We start from the raw sequence: 18,180 nt of genomic DNA, 5'->3' as shown, positions 1-18,180 counted from the left end.
CAAGAAAAAGGGGGAGGAAAGCCCTCAGCCTTCCCCCCTCATCCTATTCCGCAGCCACCACCTCGGCGCTTGCATCGCTCAACGGATGGGTCAACCGATGCACCATCTCCTTGGGACACACCTGCCAGAAGTGACGCCGCCAACGGTCCCAATCATCCAGGATCGTGTTCGACCATTTGCTGTCCGTCGTCACCGCATGCTCCGCGATCAGCGCTTTGAGCTGCGCTTCCCAATGGGCGCTTTCCAGCCGCTGCCACACGATATTTTCCGGGTTGGCGCGCCGTTCGAAGCTGCCATCCTCGTCCAGGATGAAGGCCATGCCGCCGGTCATCCCAGCGCCGAAGTTCGCGCCCGTGCGCCCCAGGATCACCGCCGTGCCGCCGGTCATATATTCGCAGCCATTGGCGCCACAGCCCTCGACCACCACCTGCGCGCCCGAGTTGCGGACGGCAAAGCGCTCGCCTGCCTGTCCCGCCGCGAACAGCTTGCCCGCCGTCGCGCCGTACAGGACGGTATTGCCGATGATCGTGTTGTCCTTGCTCGTCAACGGCGAGGAAACTGTCGTGCGGACGACGATCGTGCCGCCCGACAGACCCTTGCCCACATAGTCGTTCGCATCGCCAAAGACTTCCAGCGTGATGCCCTTGCACAGGAACGCGCCCAGCGACTGACCCGCGCTCCCCCGCAGCCGCACGGTCAGATGCCCGTCCGCTAGGGCAGACATGCCGAACCGCTCGGTCACCGCCGCCGACAATCGGGTGCCGACCGCGCGATGCGTGTTGCGCACCGTATAGGTCAGCTGCATCTTCTCGCCGCGCTCGAACACCGCCTTGGCATCGCGCATCATCTGCGCGTCCAGACTATCGGGCACCTCATTGCGCCAAGCCGTCAGGCTGAAACGACGCTGGTCATCAGGCGCGTCCACCTTGGCGAGGATGGGGTTCAAATCGAGGTCGTCCAGATGCTCGGCACCACGATTGACCTGCTTCAGCAGCTCCGTGCGCCCGATCACCTCATCCAGGCTGCGATAGCCCAGACGCGCCAGCACCTCGCGCACTTCCTCGGCGATGAAGGTCATGAGGTTGATGACCTTCTCCGGCGTGCCGGTGAACTTCTCGCGCAGCTTCTCATCCTGCACGCACACGCCGACGGGGCAGGTGTTGCTGTGGCACTGCCGCACCATGATGCAGCCCATCGCGACGAGGCTCAGCGTACCGATGCCGAACTCTTCCGCGCCCAGGATCGCCGCGATCACGATGTCGCGCCCGGTCTTGAGGCCCCCGTCGGTGCGCAGCTTCACCCGATGGCGCAGGCCATTGAGCGTCAGCACCTGATTGGCTTCAGACAGCCCCATTTCCCATGGCGTGCCCGCATATTTGATCGACGTCTGGGGTGAAGCACCGGTGCCGCCGACATGGCCCGCGATCAGGATGACGTCCGCATGCGCCTTCGCCACGCCCGCCGCCACCGTGCCGATACCCGCCTGACTGACCAGCTTAACGCACACCCGCGCGCGCGGGTTGATCTGCTTGCAGTCGTAGATAAGCTGCGCCAGATCCTCGATTGAGTATATGTCATGGTGCGGCGGCGGAGAGATGAGCGTCACGCCGGGCGTCGAATGGCGCAGCTTCGCGATGAACTCGGTCACCTTGAAACCGGGCAGCTGGCCGCCTTCGCCGGGCTTGGCGCCCTGCGCGACCTTGATCTCGATCTCCTCGGCGGACCCTAAATATTCGGCATGAACGCCAAAGCGGCCAGACGCGATCTGCTTGATCACGCTGTTCGCATTGTCGCCATTCTCATAGGGCTTGAACCGGGCCGCATCCTCGCCGCCTTCGCCCGACACGGCCTTGGCGCCGATGCGGTTCATCGCGATCGCCAGCGTCTCATGCGCTTCGGGCGACAGCGCCCCCAGCGACATGCCCGGCGTCACGAAGCGCTTGCGGATTTCCGTAGTCGCCTCGACCTCGTCGATCGGCACCGCCTCCCGCGCGAAGTTGAACTCCAACAGGTCGCGCAGATAGACCGGCGGCAAATCCCGCACCCCGCGCGAAAATTGCAGATAGGTCGAATAGCTGTCCGTCCCCACCGCCGTCTGCAACAGATGCATCAACTGCGCCGAATAGGCATGGCTCTCCCCACCGTTACGCTGACGGTAGAAGCCGCCGACCGGCAGGCGCACCACCGCGCTGTCATAGGCCGCCTCATGCCGCAGCACGGCATTATGATGCAGCGACGCATAGCCTTCGCCTGAAATCTTTGCAGGCATGCCGGGGAACAAGTCGTTGACCAGCGCGCGGGACAGGCCCACGGCTTCGAAATTATAGCCGCCGCGATAGCTGCTGATGACCGCAATGCCCATCTTGGACATGATCTTCAGCAGGCCTTCGTTGATCGCGGTGCGGAACCGTTCGAAGCATTCTTCCAGCGCCAGGTCGCCGAACAGGCCGCGCGCATGGCGATCGGCAATGCTGGCTTCGGCAAGATAAGCGTTCACCGTGGTCGCACCGACGCCGATCAGCACCGCGAAATAATGGGTGTCGAGCGCTTCGGCGCAACGAACGTTGATCGACGCGTAGCTGCGCAGCCCCTTGCGGACCAGATGCGTATGCACCGCCGCCGCCGCGAGTACGCCCGCAATAGCGACCTTCTCCGCGTTAACATGCTCGTCGGTTAGGAAGATTTCGGTGCGGCCTTCCCGAACGGCCTGCTCCGCTTCCTCCCGGATGCGGGCGATCGCGGAGCGCAGCTGCTCCTGCCCGCCTTCCGCTGGGAAGGTGCAGTCGATTTCCGCCACAGCCGGGCCGAAATGCGCCTTCAACCGCGCCCATTCGGACGAGACCAGAACCGGCGATTCCAGCACCAGCACATGGCTGTTCTGCGTATCCTGCTCCAGGATATTGTGCAGGTTGGAAAAGCGCGTGCGCAGGCTCATCACATGCCGTTCGCGCAGGGAATCGATCGGCGGGTTCGTGACCTGACTGAAATTCTGGCGGAAGAAGTGACTGACGGTGCGCGGCTTGTCGGAAATGACGGCGAGCGGCGTGTCATCACCCATTGAGCCAACGGCTTCCTTCGCATCCTCGACCATCGGGGCCAGGATCAGCTCCATGTCCTCCAGCGTCAGGTTGGCGGCCACCTGACGGCGTGTCAGCTCCGCCTTGTCCCATGCGGGCAGGGCGCTTTGCGCCTCGGGCAGATCGCCGACCTTCATGAAGTCCTTGATCAGCTCGGCATAGGGCCGCTCGCCCGCAATCTGGTCCTTGATCGCGCGGTCGTCGTAGATTGCGCCTTCCTGCAGATCGACGGCAATCATCTGTCCGGGACCCATGCGGCCCTTCTTGACGATGGTGGTTTCAGGCACGACGACCATGCCGGTTTCCGACCCCACGATCAGCAGATTATCACCCGTCAGCGTGTAGCGCAGCGGACGCAGCGCGTTGCGATCCACACCCGCGACGACCCAGCGCCCATCCGTCATCGCCAGCGCGGCCGGACCATCCCACGGCTCCATGACGGAGGCGAGATATTCATACATATCGACATGCGCCTGCGGCGTTTCCCCCGCAGCCGCCTGCCACGCCTCGGGCACCAGCATCAGCTTCGCCGTCGGCGCATCGCGGCCAGACCGGCAGATCGCCTCGAACACGGCATCGAGCGCGGCGGTGTCCGACGCACCAGCCGGGATCACCGGCTTGATGTCCTCCGAATGATCCCCGAACGCCAGCGAGGCCATCTTGATCTCGTGGCTCTTCATCCAGTTCTTGTTGCCGCGGATCGTATTGATCTCACCATTATGCGCGAGCGTGCGGAACGGCTGGGCCAGCCACCATTGCGGGAAGGTGTTGGTCGAATAGCGCTGGTGGAATATCGCGACACGGCTCTCAAACCGCTCATCGCGCAGGTCCGGGTAAAAGACCGACAGCGATTCCGCGAGAAACAGGCCCTTGTAGATGATCGAGCGGCACGACAGGCTACAGATGTAGAAATCCTGTATCTGCGCCGCGATCACCTTCTTCTCGATCCGGCGGCGGATGAGGTAGAGGTCCTTTTCAAACTCGACCTGATCGCGCTCCTCCGGCATCGGCCCGGCGATCATGATCTGCTCGATCTCCGGACGGGTGCGCTGCGCCTTCTCGCCGATGACGGACACGTCAACGGGCACCTGACGCCAGCCATAGATGGTGTAGCCCGCTTCGATGATCTCGGATTCAACGATCGTGCGGCAAGTTTCCTGCGCGCTCAAATCCGTGCGCGGCAGGAAGATCATGCCCACGGCCAACCGGTTGGGCAGCGGCTTGTGCCCCGAATCCGCGATCGCATCGTCAAAGAAGCGCACTGGCAGATCGACATGGATGCCCGCGCCGTCGCCGGTCTTGCCATCCGCATCGACCGCGCCACGGTGCCAAACCGCCTTCAGCGCGTCGATCGCCGAAGCAACGACGCGGCGGCTCGCCCGGCCGTCCGTCGCGGCGACAAGGCCGACACCGCAGGCATCGCCCTCCATCTCCGGGTGATACATGCCCTCGGCGGCAAGGCGCGCGCGCTCTTCGGGGCTCGCCATATATGGGGTCTGGTCGGTCATCACTTCGTTCCTTCGTCACTCATGGCGCCGCCGTCCTTCAGGTCGCTCGCCTTGACACCCAACAGCTTCGCCAGTCTGCCGCGCTCCTCCTGCGACAGGTCGGCGATCTTGCGCGGCGGCGGCAGGCTCTTGGTCGCCGCCTCCGCCTTCGCGGCCATTTCGGGCATCTTCTTCATCATTTCAGGCATCAAAGCCTGCATCTCGCCCATGATCTCCGGGTTCATGAACATCATCATGGACTCGCGGGCATAAAGGTCGCCGGTCGGCGTCTTGAAGAATCTCTCCAGCTCGCCCAGCTGCTTGCCATCGAACTTGCGGGCATAGGCGCGGGTCAGCGCCCCGCGCACCTTGGGCTCGAAGCCATCCATCATGTCGATCATCGATCCCATCATCGCATCCATGCCCAGCTTCGTGCGCTGACGAAAATGGGGATCGACGATCGCGCTGATCTGCTCCATCGAGCTTTGGTCCAGCCCCGCGAGCTTCTCCTCTGGCACGCCGCCAATGCGGGCGAGCTGCGCGATCGGCATCTTCATGACGCCGTCCATCATGCTGTCCATCATCTTGGGCAGGGTTCCGTCCATCATCCGGCGATAGGTGCCAACAGGGAAAATCTTGTCCACGACAGGCCGCGCCGCCGTCACCCGCGCGGCGTCAGGCACGCTCTGCGCATGCGCAACCGGAGCGGCCAGCAGGGCCAGCCCGATCAAGGAAGAGCGGAAAGCCTGCCTCATGCCACTTGCCTCTCGGCCGCCGCAGCCTTGGCCTTCGCCTTCAGGTAACGGTGCATATGCTCGGTCACATCGCGCCCGTCGCGGATCGCCCAGACCACCAGCGAAGCGCCGCGCACGATGTCGCCAGCGGCAAACACGCCGTCCATGCTGGTCATCATCGTCTTGTGATCGACGCGCAGCGTGCCCCAGCGGGTGACCGACAGATCCTCCGCGCCGAACAGCTTGGGCAGCTCTTCGGGGTCATAGCCCAAAGCCTTGATGACCAGATCGGCTTCCAGCGTGTGCTCGGTGCCCGGATCAGCCTCCGGCGCGCGACGGCCCGAAGCGTCAGGCTGGCCAAGGCGCATCTTCGTCACCTTGACGCCAGTCACATGTTCCGTGCCCTCGAACGCGATCGGCGCGGACAGCCACACGAACTCGACGCCTTCTTCTTCCGCATTCTGCACCTCGCGCTGCGATCCCGGCATATTCTCCCGGTCGCGGCGATAGAGGCACTTCACCGAAGTCGCACCCTGACGCACAGCGGTGCGGACGCAGTCCATCGCCGTGTCGCCACCGCCGATGACGACGACCTTCTTGCCATTGGCATGCAGCGAGCCGTCCTCATGTTCCGGCACTGCGTCACCGAACCCGGCCCTGTTGGAGGCGATCAGGAAGTCGAGCGCCTTGACCACGCCCGGCGCGCCCACGCCCGGCGCCTTGATGTCGCGCGGCTTGTAGACGCCGGTCGCGATCAGGATGGCGTCATGGCGGCTGCGCAATTCTTCCATCGACGCATCGCGGCCGACCTCAAACCCTTCATGGAAGACGATGCCGCCATCCTTCAGGCGCTGGACCCGGCGCATGACGACATCCTTCTCCAGCTTGAAGCCGGGAATGCCATAGGTCAGCAATCCGCCCGCGCGGTCGTGCCGGTCATAGACATGCACTTCATAGCCCGCGACGCGCAGATATTCCGCCGTAGTAAGCCCCGCCGGACCCGCGCCAATGACGCCCACCGACTGGCCGATCGGCTTGCCGGGCGCCAGCGGCTCGACCCAGCCTTCCTTCCAAGCCGTGTCAGTGATGAACTTTTCGACAGAGCCAATCGTGACCGCGCCGTGGCCCGAAAATTCGATGACGCAATTGCCTTCGCACAGCCGGTCCTGCGGGCAGATGCGGCCGCAAATCTCCGGCATCGTGCTGGTGAGATTGCTCAGCTCATAGGCCTCGCGCAACCGCCCTTCCGCCGTCAGGCGCAGCCAATCGGGGATATGGTTGTGCAAAGGACAATGGGTCGAGCAATAAGGCACACCGCATTGCGAGCAACGCGCCGCCTGCTCTTCCGCACGCTCCAGCAGGAAACTGCTGCTGATCTCCAGAAAATCGTCGGCACGATCATCGGCCGACCGCTTCTCGGGATAGGCTTGGCCTGTTCCCACGAATTTCAGCATCGGATTGTCAGCCATGATGAGTCCCTAAAATCTGTTCAGGGCTCACATAGCAGAAAAACCGCCAAAGTCACGCGGATTCGACCATAAAGGTCATATTAACTGACCTAAACTGAGACTATTTCCAACACGCTTGATCGAACGGGCGATCGATAAGGCTAAATCAAGGACCGACTCGGACCTACCTTAACCACAACCATATGAGCGCGCCCGTCCCGGCGAGGATCCGATACCAGGCAAAGGGGACAAAACCCTGCCGAGAAACCAGGCCGACGAACCACCGAATAACCAGCAGCGCGACGATGAACGACACGACAAAACCGAGAGCGATGCTGCCCCAGCCGACCGTGGCGGAGGTGACGTCGCTACCCTTTTTCAGCAGCTCCAGCGTCGAAGCACCCAACATGGTCGGCACGGCCAGAAAGAAGCTGAACTCCGCCGCCGTCCGTCGCTCGACCCCCAGCGCCAGCGCGCCCATGATCGTCGCGCCCGACCGGCTGACCCCCGGGATCATGGAGATGCACTGGATAAACCCGATGCCGATCACCCGCGCCAGCGGGATGTCGGCAATGCCGTGAAACCGGTTATCCTTCGCCATCCGCTCGATCGCCAATATGGCAATGCCACCGATGATCAGCGCCCAGGCAACGACCTGCGGCGCGCCCAGCAGCACCTCGATATAATCATGCATGGCGAGGCCGATCACGACGGACGGCAGGAATGCGACCAGCAGGTTGCGCACAAAGCGCCAGCTCATGGGTTCCTTGCGCAGCAGCCCCGTCGCCACCGCCCAGAATGTCCGCCAGTAGAGCACGACCACCGCCAGGATCGCGCCCAGCTGGATGACGACGTTGAACATTGCCCAGGTCGCCGCGTCATAACCCAGCAACTCGCTCGCCAATATCAGGTGCCCGGTGGAGGACACCGGCAGGAATTCGGTCAGCCCCTCGACGATGCCAAGCAGGATGACCGTCAGATAATGGAGGTCCATGGGCGGCTCTGGTCCTTGAACTGGAAGGGGAAATCCGCACGGAATTCGGCGGAGGAAAGATCGCGCTTATTGTGCAGATGCGTGGCGCGCGCGCAATGCACGGCGATGCTCATCGCCGCGCCATCCCGTCATTCCATCGACAGTTGGACAGGCGGCGATGGCTCGCGCGCTCAGGTCAGGCTTTGACGCGCCCGGCAAAGCGCCCGTGGCGGCGGTAGCGGACCAGCCATGTGTCGGCGATCGCCTGCATCGGCGTCGGTGCAACGCCCAGGTCAGCAAGCCCCGGCATGCCAGGCGACACGATATTGTCCTTCTGCAACATCGCATATTGATCCCGCGTGATCGGCGCGCCCGGCAGCCAGCCAAAGCTCGCAATGGTCGATGCGATCGGCGCAGGCACTGCGATCAGGCTGCGATTGCGGCCAATCGCCTTGGCGATCCAGCTGTTCAGTTCCATCATGCTGAGCTGTCGCGGCCCGCCCAGTTCGAATGTCTTGCCGCCATGAAGCCCGGGGTCCGCCGCCGCATTGACGATCGCCTGCGCAACGTCGGCGACATAGACCGGCTGGAACTTTGTATCGGCGCCGATCACCGGAACCACCGGCAGGCGGCTGATCAGGTCGGCGAAACGGTTGAGGAACTGATCTTCCGGCCCGAAGATGATCGACGGACGAATGATGGTCGCGGCAGGGAAAGCTGCCCGAACCGCCGCCTCGCCCGCAGCCTTGGACCGGCCATAGGCCGACGGGCTCTCTGCATCCGCGCCGATGGCCGACACATGGACCAGCGCCTTGGCCCCGGCCTCCGCCGCAGCCTTCGCCACATTGGCCGCGCCGTCATGATGCGATCCTTCCAGGTCGCCGCTCAGCACGCCGACCAGATTGATGACAATATCGCTCCCCGCGATCGCCCGTGCGACGCTCTGCGCATTCCGGATATCGGCCGCGACGAGCTGCTTCTGCCCCAGCGCACCCAGAGGCTGGATGCGAAAGGCGCTCGCCAGGTCGCGCTGGGCTATGCGCACCCGGGCTCCACGCTCCATCAGGGCCTGCGCGACCTGACGGCCAAGGAAGCCGCCGCCGCCGAACACCGTAACCAGACTGTCCTTCATCACGCGTTCCATGCCTGTCCTGCTTGGGGAAAATGACTTAACTCCCCTTGCAACAGCCGCCGCTCGCTGACAACAGCCGGGCGGCGGTCCCTGTTCCTTTTTTAACCGATCCAGCCCTGCAAGTCGGCGATCATCCACAACCCAAGGGCGAGGAACAGCAGCGCCGCGCCGATCTGCAACGCGCGCATCGGCACCTTCTTCGCCAGCGCTTCGCCAAACAGCACGGCAGGCACATTGGCGATCATCATGCCCAGCGTCGTGCCCGCCGTCACCGCCAGCACATTGTCGAACTGCGCGCCCAGCACCACTGTCGCGACCTGCGTCTTGTCGCCCATCTCCACCAGGAAGAAAGCGATCAGCGTCGTCACGAACACGCCTGCCTTCGACGGCGCCTTCAGCGGCTCATCGTCATCGAACGTGTCGGGGATCAGCGTCCATGCCGCCATCGCGATGAAGCTTGCCGCCACGGCATAGCGGAACCAGGGCTGCGTCAGCACGCCCGCGATGGAATGGCCGACCAGCGCCGCGAGAAAATGATTGGCCATCGTAGCAAACAGGATGCCAAAAATAATCGGCACCGGCTTTCGAAAGCGGGTGGCGAGCAGCATCGCCAGCAACTGCGTCTTGTCGCCCATCTCGGCGAGCGCGACCAATGCGGTAGAGGTGAAGAGAGCGTCCATCGACAATATATCCGGGGCCGGGCGAAGGGTTGAAGACGCAATGCCACCGCCTCTTCCCGCCCGGCCGGACAGGGAAGAACCGATGCCATTGGTCTCGCCCGATACGGCCCGCTCAAGGCGCTCGCCTTGGCTTCCCATATCCCGCATGCCACGGCCTCTCGGCCAAATATGTTGACATACGGCCCGTCCGACCAAGCGAACGGCTGGCTACTCCCCAGATGACGGCCTGCCTTTAGGAGAGATTGGTGGTGTATGCAATGGAGCGAAGGGCAGGGGAGGGCTTCACATCATCGCCGCTCTCAAAAGGCCGCCCAGCCCAGCGAGCGCGGCGACGGTCAGGGCGACCACCCATGCCGTAACAGTCCGGGGCTTGTCCTGATATTCCTGCGTTTCCGCGAGGCTGGAGCCCGCCAGCACCTGACGATGCGCATAATCCAGAAACTCGTCGAGATTGCTCCACCCGTCGCGGTTCGCATCTTCCCAGGCGTCGTTTCTGGTCGCGTCGGTGCCGTTCGCCTTTTCCCATTGGTCGGACATGCCGTCTCCGTCGGAATCCGCATAAGGCGTTCCATCGGCTATCTCGGGGAGGATGCCGGGCTCATGGCGGATCTTGCCAGTGCCCTGTCTCACCTCCTTCACGATCCGTGTGTCCACAGTATCGCGGGGAAAGGCCCCGGCCGTCGTCAGCGCGCGATGATAGGCCTGCCTGGCGTCGATGACCGGGGCGCCGATGGGACATGACGGCGTCTGCACCATCGCCTCGCGCACATAGGGCGGCGGCTCCCGGACGATCCTGCCATCAATATAGTTGCCCGCCTCATATATCTGCGCGCGGCCGGTCGAATTCACCGACTGGCGAGCGATAATGTATCGTCCGGGCACCATATTGGGTCCGGCCTTGAAATAGTTTCCCACGATATTGACGGGACTTCCGCCATGCTGTTCCCAAACTTCGACAAAATCGGATCGCGCATTGTAGATAAGGTTGTTGACCACATCGACGCAGGAGCCGGGGAAGAAGTTGACGTCGGGATTCCTGTCGCCGTTATGGGCGCAGATATTGCCGATGAACGTCAATTTCTGGCTGGATTTGGCATCGCTGCTCAAAAGCGCGCATTTGTCATGCTTGCGCAGACCTTCAGCAAGGATGGAATTGGATATCGTTATATTGTCGTTCTGCCCCTGACCGCCGACGGTTTCATCCTCCGACCATGACACGCTGACATGGTCGATGATGACGTTGCTGCTTTTTTCGAAGATGATCCCGCTGTCGGACGCGCGCGTGTCCCCCCGATTGTCCAACCGCACCCTTATGTGGCGAATGATGACATCATGCGTGTTCTTGGCGACGATGGGGGTCAGGCCATATCGGCCGCCCGCATGGGTGATCAGGATGCCACCGCCGGGCGCCGTCTGTCCCGCGATGGTGATATAGGGATTGCGGATCACCGGACGCTCGGTCGTCCAGCGGATGATTCCGCCGACCCGGAAAACGCATGTGCGCGGCCCGCGCGCATCGATGCAGGCGCGCAATGTTCCCGGCCCGCTATCGGCCAGGCTCGTCACCGCTATGATCGCGCCACCTCGCCCGCCCTGGGTGAACCGACCATAGCCGACCGCTCCGGGAAAGGCCTCCAATGTCCTGGCCTCGGCAGCAACCGGCGAGATCGTCAGTAAGAGCGCAACCGCCTTCGGCAGGCCCCAGGCGCGCATCGACGGCTCCCCGCCCGCAGGCAAGGGATGCTGCCTGATGTGCCCGGCGGGGACCATTTCCCCGGCCATGCCTGTTTTCCGCGCCGACTTCATGCCCCGATGATCACCAAAGCGCCGCAAATCGAAACAACTATTCCGGACCTATCCGGGGAGGAAAAGCGATCCCCCCAAGGAGTGGCCCTTGTCCGAAATCGCAAGTGTGGACCCAGTGGGGCTCCTGTAGAAAATCGGGATGGATCAAAGCCATGGGAAAGTTTCGTGACCGTCCGCTGTGCCCTGCGCGCCATCACGATCAACCTGTCCCGGCCGATGATCTCCACGGCGGCGCTGAACTGAGGGATGGTGGGGGATGGCCTTGGAAATGCACTCTAAGGAACTGCGCGGCGGAACCTACCTCGCGCCCATATTCATGGCCACCATGCTCGTGGCGCTCGTCCTGCCGATGTTCTTCGAGGTCTATCGAACCGTCTATTATGGCACGATGTCCTATGATGACTATTCGCGCTATCTTCTGTGGGTGCTGGGCGAGCCGGGCGGAAAGATTCCACCCAGCCCGCACGTATACCGCATCGGTTCGGTAATCCTGGCGGCACCCTTTTACCAGCTGCCGGTCATCCTGTTTTCGGGGCAGGGCATTCACCACGCGCCCGTCGTGATGCAGCCGGAATATGTAAGGGCCTTGCAGGCGATGTGCGCGGCCAATGCGGCCTATGCGGCGGTATCCGCCTGCCTCGTCGGCCTCTATCTCGCCTTCTGGCGCAATGTTTCGGTGGGCTGGGCCTTTTGCGCCACCCTCATCTTCCTCTTGCTGACACGCTATCTCGGCATGGGCTCCGCCGACGGCATAGCGACGCTGCCGCTCGTAATCGCGGCCATCGCGATGATCGAGCGCAGGATCGCCATCTTCGCCGCCGCCGTCATCCTGGGGACCATCGTCAATGAAAAGGTGGCCCTGATTGCCCTCTTCGCTACGGGTCTCCGGATGCTGTTCGTGGTGGAGCATCGCAAGGTCTATTTCGTCATGGCATGCGTCGCCGCCGTCGCGCTGGCAGCCTATGCGGCGACCGTCCTCACCCTCGCCATGCCGGGCCTCGACAATCAACGGGACCCCGGCACCTATGTTTCGGGGATGGCCCGTTCGATCCGCCATCTTTTCGGGCTGAAGGGCGCCTATCAGAATCTTTGGCCCCCGATCGTCGTGATCATCCTGTGGTGGACCGCGATTCGGCCGAGCCGTGACCCCATGGTCTATCTTTGCGACATCGGCGGCGTCATCGCCTTGTTCCTGTTCGCCCTGGCGCTGGACGTCCAATATAATGTTGGCCGGATAGTGATGTTCTCGATGCCGCTGTTCCTGCTGGGCGCTGTGGAAAGCATGGCGCGTTCGCGACTGGGCGTGGCATCAGATACCCCGAACCGTCCGGCGCGTGGTGCGGCAAAATCCTCCGCCCCGATCGCGGCATTTCCCGAACATTCGTAAGGCATCAGCGGCGGCGAAAAGGAAAAGCGATTTATGGCAAAGGCAATGCTCCTGGGACTGGTTCTGGCAAGCGTCTTCCTGTCTGCGGCAGCGCAGTTGATCCTGAAGCTCGGCATGTCGAGCGCGGCGGTGCAGAGCGCTCTGGCCCAGCCGGACCAATCGCTGTTCCGCACGGCGATGGTGATCGCGACCTCGCGTCTGGTCATCCTCGGGCTCAGCTGCTTTGTGCTAAGCGCGCTCATATGGCTGCTGGTTCTCGCGCGCGTCGACCTCTCCACCGCCTACCCATTCATCGGGCTGGGCCTCGTCATCACGGTGGCGTCGAGCTATTTCATCCTTGGTGAACCCATATCGACCACCAAGCTTGTCGGCGTTGCGTCTATCGTCTTCGGCGTAATGCTGATCGGCCTCTCCGTCTCCCCGACGGACAAACCGGAACAGCTTTCCGGCACGCTGGAACCGGCGTCCCGTCTCTGACTCCCGGTCCCCACGAGGGGACCATCATCACGCCATTTTCATGAGCAGCGGCTGAAACATCGCGTCGGCGAAGGATCGGAACCGCTCGACCTCGCCTGACGCGCCCCGCGACAGGATCAGCGCGCGCATGTTCAACCGCGCGGCCACCGCCCAATCCCGCTCTACCCGATCGCCGATCAGCACCGCGCGGTCGGCTGCGACACCCGACAAGCGCAACAGCTTCTCAAGGCCTGCCGGATCGGGTTTGGGGCGGCCAACGTCGGGATCAGTGGCCGCCACGATATAATCGGCGGTCAGGTCCAACGCTGCAAGCTTCGCAACCGCCGGATAATCCGAAAAGATCGCGATCCGTTTGCCCTCGCGCGCTATCGCCTGGAACAGCTGCTGGATACCCGGACGGCGGCAGGCAGCAAGCATGGACAGCGGCCGCTCTTCCATCCATTGGGCGACCAGCCCGCGCACCTCTTCTGCGGTGCATCCGCGCTCGGCCGCCGGAATGCTATACTGATCGGCCAGGAAATCCTGCGACCCTTCGGCCAGCGCCTCGCGACAACGGCGAAAGGAACGCAGCGTCAGCAGCGTGTCCAGACTTCGCCGGGCGACGGCGTCTCGCAGCAGAGCGGCCAGCATCCGCGCGCGCAGCCGCCTTTGATCATAGAGCGTGCCATCCATGTCGAAGATGACGAGGTCGATCGCGCTCCAATCGATCGGGATGGACTGCGCCGCCATGCCGCGCCCGATCAGCCGACCTTGATGAGATAGGGCTGCGAAAGCGAACTTAGCCACGGCAGGTCGACAAAGGTGGCGAGCACCACCGCCAGCACGGCAAGGCCGGTCGCGGCCAGCAGGCGGCGCGAACGGAACAGCCGTTCCGGCCGCTGCGCCACCGATCCCTGCCGCAACGCCAGCCACATATAGATGGCGAACAGACCCGCGATGAAGGGAAAGGCGATGATATATTCAAGGCGATATTTGATCAGGAACACCGCAATGAAAAAGGCCGACAGCATGGCATAGAGAAAGCAGGATACGGTCAGGTTCTCGCTGGTATAGCTGCGGAACGACTTGCGATAGCGGTGCAGCATCTCGACGCCCTGATCCGCGACGACATCGCGATATTCGCTCAGCCGTTTGGCGCCCATCAGGAATGCCCCCCCCGCCCAATAGGCGATGAAAAGGCTGGCCGGGGGCAGGGCGGTCGGGTCCACCATGGCCCAGCCGAGCAACAGGCGGATCGGATTGTTCACCGACTCGCTGATGACATCCAGATAGACCTTGTCCTTCGTCCGGATCGGCTCGACATTATAGGTGATGCCCGACAGCCCGAACGCCACCGAAGCGACGAAGAACAGCTGCCCCAGCTGGTAGCCCAGCAACAGCCCGAGCAGCAGCAAGGCGAGATATTCCGCATAGACCAGCGTCGGCGAAAGCGCCTGATGAACCGCTGTGCGCTGAGACTTGACCGGATGAAAGGCGTCAAAGTCGCGATCCAGCCATTCGTTGATCACATAATTGGCCGACGCGATCAGGATGGCGCTCGCAAACCCCAATAGCAGGCGATCGATCGACAGATGCGCCGCGCCGTGGTGGACAGCATAGGCCAGCACAATGCCCGGAATGATGAAGACATGCTTCGTCATATGGTCGAAGCGCGCGATCGCCAGATAATCGCGCAGCGACGCCTGGGATGTAATGGCGCCACGGGCGGTGGCGTCAGACTGGTTGATCATCACTTACTGCTCCTTCGGGGCATGCAGATAAGCTCATCCCGTTCGCGGCATTGGGCGGTGAAACGGGCGTTACTTGCTGTCCATTATCGTCCACGATGTTGCCGATATTATTGCCATAGGGACCTGGGTCAGGCCAGTGGCGCCCCCGGTTCAAAGGGGGCAGAAGCGCGACGCATTTGGATACGGATCAGAGGCATTCTGTCCCGAAAGAGCCTTGCCCCATATGGCAATTCCGGGCGGCAAGATGGCCGACCCCCTGGCTCTGACAATGGGCATCGCTTCAGCCTGGATTTCTGGCGAGCAAGTTAGAACATCGTGCCTTAATCTAACGCCCAACCCCGTTCGGGCTGTCCTAACGAGTCACTTGCCTCGTTCGAATGTCGAAGCCCTACTCCTTCTAAAAAGAAGCAGAACCCTTCGACAGGCTCAGGGCAAACGCTATTAGTAGGGGTGGCGCCGAGCGTCAGCAAAGCTGGCTAATCGCCCTCAGCCAGTTTGCCCACCCCTTGTCAGCCGACGGGCGTTTCTTGCTCACGATAACCGGAACCAACAGGCCCCGGCCGACAAACCTCACTCCGCCGCGTCGGCTACAGCTTCGGGCAATGCCCGTACCGCCTCGGGCGAAGCAGGCTCGCGCACCAGCGCCTCGACCGGCTCCAGGGCCTCCAGTTCGCGCCCGCCCGTCTCGATATTGAGGTCGCGCAGCTTTCGCCCGGTCACCAATACCCGGCCCTCGAAGCTGCCGACGAAGCTATTATAATCGCTCACCGCGCCGGTCAGGCGATTGCCCAGCTTCTTGAGTGACCCCGCCGCGCCCGCCAGCCGTTCATACAGCTCCTTGCCCAGCGCGCCGATCCGCTTGGCTTCGTCGGCCATCTTCTCCTGCCGCCACACCGCCGCGACCGTGCGGGCGATGGCGATGAGGTTGGTGGGCGTCGCCAGCAGCACCCGCTTGCCAAAGGCGTGATCCCACAGCTGCGGATCATGCTCCAGCGCGGCCGATAGGAAATGCTCGCCCGGCACGAACATGATGACATAGTCCGGCGCTTCGTCGAACTGGTCGGCATAGCTTTTCCGCCCCAGCGTCTCGACATGCGCGCGCATCGCGGCGGCATGGGCGGACAGCAGCCGCTTGCGCTCCTCCTCGCCCTCCGCGCCATAGGCATCCTGATAGGCGTTCAAAGACACCTTGGCGTCGATCACCAAAGCGCGGCCGCCCGGAATGCGCACGATCGCGTCGGGCCGTAACCGTCCATCCTCACCCTCGACGCTCACCTCGGTGCGGAAATCGACATGCTCCGAAAGCCCGCACGTCTCCAGCACGTTGCGCAACTGCTGCTCGCCCCAACGGCCCCGCGCCTTGGGCGCATGGCGCAGCGAATCGACCAGCCGCTGGGCTTCGGCGCGCACCGCCTCCTGCCCCGACTTCATCGATTCGATCTCGCCGCGCAATATGCCGTAAGCCTCGGTGCGCTGCTGCTCGATCTGGCTGATCTTCTGGTCGTACCGCTGGATCGTCTCATTGACCGGATGTAGTAATTGCTTGAGCTGCGCCTCGCTCTTCTCATGCGCCTGCGCCAGCCGCTGGTCCGCGCGCTCCAGGAAATGGCTCTGCGCCTGATGGAGCAACTTGCCGCCAATCTCGCTGAACTGCGCTGACAGTTGTTCCTTCGCGTCCTTCAGCGCCACGATCTGCGCCTCGAAAGCCTCGGCCCGTGCCTGCGCGTCGGATTGCAGCGCCGCCAGCTCCCGCTCGGCCAGGCCCCGCGCCGCCCGCTCATCCTCCAGCCGCTGCGCCAGCACGCCCGCTTGGCCCGCCCGTTCCTGCGCCACGACCAGTTCCTGCAATGCGCCGTTACGCTGCGCTTCCGCCTGCGCCAGCTTCGCAACAAGCTCGGCCTTTTCCGTCACCAGCGGTGCCATTGCCTTCCCACGCAACAGCCAGCCCAGCGCCAACCCCGCGATCAGGGCGGCCAGACTGAGGATGATGGCAAGGCTGTCCATTAATGATCCCCCTGTGGAACGAAAGGTGAACTTAGCGGCCGCCACGCGGTGCCGCAAGCGCTAGTTGCGCCTCACCCGAGCATAAGGCGAAAACGGCCAAGCCGCGCGACCGCTTCATCGATCACCGCATCGCTTTTGGAAAAGCAAAGCCGCACCAGATGCGTGACCGCCGCGTCCGGATAAAATGCCGATATCGGGATGGCCGCCACGCCCGCTTCCTCGATGATTCGCTCGCAAAAGCCGACATCGTCAAGCGCGATCCCGGAAGCAGCCAGATCGACCGTCACGAACCACGTGCCCGCACTAGCCTGCACGTCATAGCCCGCCAGCCGCAACGCCTCGACCAGCCGATCGCGCGACGCCTGATAGCCCGCCCGCATGTCCGCAAACCAGGCATCCGGCTTGGCCAGCCCCTCCGCCACGGCCCATTGCAGATTGGGCGGGCTGGTGAAGGTCAGAAACTGGTGCGCTCGTCCCAACAGCCTCGCCACCGGCGGCGCCGCGCACATCCAGCCGATCTTCCAGCCGGTGACCGAAAAGATCTTCCCCGCCGATCCGATCTTCACCGTCCGCTCGGCCATGGCGGGAAAGCGCATCAACGGCTGATGGACCCGGCCATCGAATGTCACATGCTCCCACACCTCGTCGCAAATGGCGATCAGGTCATGCTCCACGCAAAAGGCCGCCAGCATGGCCAATTGCGCCTCGTCCATCACGCTGCCGCTGGGATTGAGCGGGTTGTTGAGGATCAACAGGCGCGTGAGTGGCCCCACCGCCGCCTCCAGCGCCTCCCGCTTCACGCGCCAGTCAGGCGGCGTCAGCCTGATCACCCGCGCCACTCCGCCCGCGCGCTCCACCAGCGGCAGATAGGCGTCATAAAGCGGTGCCAACAGCAGCACCTCGTCCCCCGGCTGCACCAGCGCGAACAGGCTGGCGGCGATCGCCTCGGTCGCGCCGGAGGTGACGATCACGTCCTCTGGCTTCAACGCCAGCCCCTGATGCCGCCCATAATGCGCCGCCACCGCCGCCCGCAATTCCGGTAGGCCGCCGCTCGGTGGATATTGGTTGGACCGGGTCATCAGCGCATCGGCGGCGGCGCGCAAAATATCCTCCGGCCCCTGCGCATCGGGGAAGCCCTGGCCGAGGTTGATCGCCCCCGTCTCCCGCGCGCGGGCCGACATTTTCTCGAAGATCGTGGCGGGCATGTCCCGATAGACGGGATGGCCGAGGGGCGCGCTGGTCATG

14 protein-coding genes and 1 riboswitch are annotated in these 18,180 nt (G+C 63.3%); of the genes, 2 read left to right on the top strand and 12 right to left on the bottom strand.

The window, feature by feature from the left end; genetic code table 11:
- Positions 1-43: 43 nt before the first annotated feature.
- From gltB to ACZ5TB_RS10865, 8 genes are all read right to left on the bottom strand, one after another.
- On the bottom strand, positions 44-4,585 hold the full coding sequence (gltB, locus tag ACZ5TB_RS10900) for a glutamate synthase large subunit (protein WP_464791241.1): 4,542 nt from the start codon (positions 4,583-4,585) through the stop codon (positions 44-46).
- Entirely contained in the window at positions 4,585-5,319 is a 735-nt protein-coding gene (locus ACZ5TB_RS10895) for a DUF2059 domain-containing protein (RefSeq protein WP_464791240.1), read from the bottom strand. Before ACZ5TB_RS10895 ends, gltB begins: the two co-directional genes overlap by 1 nt.
- The gene (locus ACZ5TB_RS10890; protein WP_464791239.1) at positions 5,316-6,767 is read right to left on the bottom strand and encodes an NAD(P)-dependent oxidoreductase; all 1,452 of its coding nucleotides are present in this window, start codon (positions 6,765-6,767) and stop codon (positions 5,316-5,318) included. The genes ACZ5TB_RS10895 and ACZ5TB_RS10890 overlap by 4 nt, the downstream gene beginning before the upstream one ends.
- A 163-nt stretch (positions 6,768-6,930) precedes the next feature.
- Complete coding sequence (locus tag ACZ5TB_RS10885) at positions 6,931-7,740, bottom strand: undecaprenyl-diphosphate phosphatase (protein WP_464791238.1); 810 nt, start codon at positions 7,738-7,740, stop codon at positions 6,931-6,933.
- On the bottom strand, positions 7,722-7,853 hold the full coding sequence (locus ACZ5TB_RS10880; protein WP_464778660.1) for a hypothetical protein: 132 nt from the start codon (positions 7,851-7,853) through the stop codon (positions 7,722-7,724). The genes ACZ5TB_RS10885 and ACZ5TB_RS10880 overlap by 19 nt, the downstream gene beginning before the upstream one ends.
- Positions 7,854-7,915: 62 nt before the next feature.
- Positions 7,916-8,851 carry a complex I NDUFA9 subunit family protein gene (locus tag ACZ5TB_RS10875; protein WP_464791237.1) on the bottom strand — a complete coding sequence of 312 codons (936 nt, stop codon included), beginning with the start codon at positions 8,849-8,851 and terminating at the stop codon, positions 7,916-7,918.
- Between the two features lie 101 nt (positions 8,852-8,952).
- Complete coding sequence (locus tag ACZ5TB_RS10870) at positions 8,953-9,531, bottom strand: TMEM165/GDT1 family protein (RefSeq protein ID WP_464792539.1); 579 nt, start codon at positions 9,529-9,531, stop codon at positions 8,953-8,955.
- A 100-nt stretch (positions 9,532-9,631) separates the two neighbouring features.
- A riboswitch (yybP-ykoY riboswitch) is annotated at positions 9,632-9,760 on the bottom strand.
- Positions 9,761-9,813: 53 nt separating this feature from the next.
- Positions 9,814-11,313 (bottom strand): pectate lyase family protein, encoded by a 1,500-nt coding sequence (locus tag ACZ5TB_RS10865; RefSeq protein ID WP_464791236.1) that lies wholly within the window; start codon positions 11,311-11,313, stop codon positions 9,814-9,816.
- Between the two features lie 286 nt (positions 11,314-11,599).
- Between ACZ5TB_RS10865 and ACZ5TB_RS10860 the strand changes: the two genes are divergently transcribed.
- Both ACZ5TB_RS10860 and ACZ5TB_RS10855 read left to right on the top strand, forming a co-directional pair.
- Positions 11,600-12,724 (top strand): hypothetical protein, encoded by a 1,125-nt coding sequence (locus tag ACZ5TB_RS10860; protein WP_464791235.1) that lies wholly within the window; start codon positions 11,600-11,602, stop codon positions 12,722-12,724.
- Between the two features lie 33 nt (positions 12,725-12,757).
- Entirely contained in the window at positions 12,758-13,201 is a 444-nt protein-coding gene (locus ACZ5TB_RS10855) for a DMT family transporter (protein ID WP_464791234.1), read from the top strand.
- 27 nt (positions 13,202-13,228) lie between these two features.
- Here the strand turns inward: ACZ5TB_RS10855 and ACZ5TB_RS10850 are convergent, their stop codons facing one another.
- The 4 genes from ACZ5TB_RS10850 to ACZ5TB_RS10835 all read right to left on the bottom strand — a co-directional run bounded on the left by ACZ5TB_RS10850 (position 13,229) and on the right by ACZ5TB_RS10835 (position 18,179).
- The gene (locus tag ACZ5TB_RS10850) at positions 13,229-13,987 is read right to left on the bottom strand and encodes an HAD family hydrolase (protein ID WP_464791233.1); all 759 of its coding nucleotides are present in this window, start codon (positions 13,985-13,987) and stop codon (positions 13,229-13,231) included.
- Complete coding sequence (locus tag ACZ5TB_RS10845) at positions 13,942-14,931, bottom strand: UbiA family prenyltransferase (protein ID WP_464791232.1); 990 nt, start codon at positions 14,929-14,931, stop codon at positions 13,942-13,944. The genes ACZ5TB_RS10850 and ACZ5TB_RS10845 overlap by 46 nt, the downstream gene beginning before the upstream one ends.
- Before the next feature lie 570 nt (positions 14,932-15,501).
- On the bottom strand, positions 15,502-16,935 hold the full coding sequence (locus ACZ5TB_RS10840; RefSeq protein ID WP_464791231.1) for a DNA recombination protein RmuC: 1,434 nt from the start codon (positions 16,933-16,935) through the stop codon (positions 15,502-15,504).
- A gap of 71 nt (positions 16,936-17,006) precedes the next feature.
- Positions 17,007-18,179 carry an aminotransferase gene (locus ACZ5TB_RS10835; RefSeq protein WP_464791230.1) on the bottom strand — a complete coding sequence of 391 codons (1,173 nt, stop codon included), beginning with the start codon at positions 18,177-18,179 and terminating at the stop codon, positions 17,007-17,009.
- Position 18,180 lies beyond the last annotated feature (1 nt).

The organism is Sphingobium sp. TomTYG74 (assembly GCF_055393875.1).
Note: the sequence above shows the minus strand (reverse complement) of the source record. Positions and strands in the feature narration are given on the sequence as shown.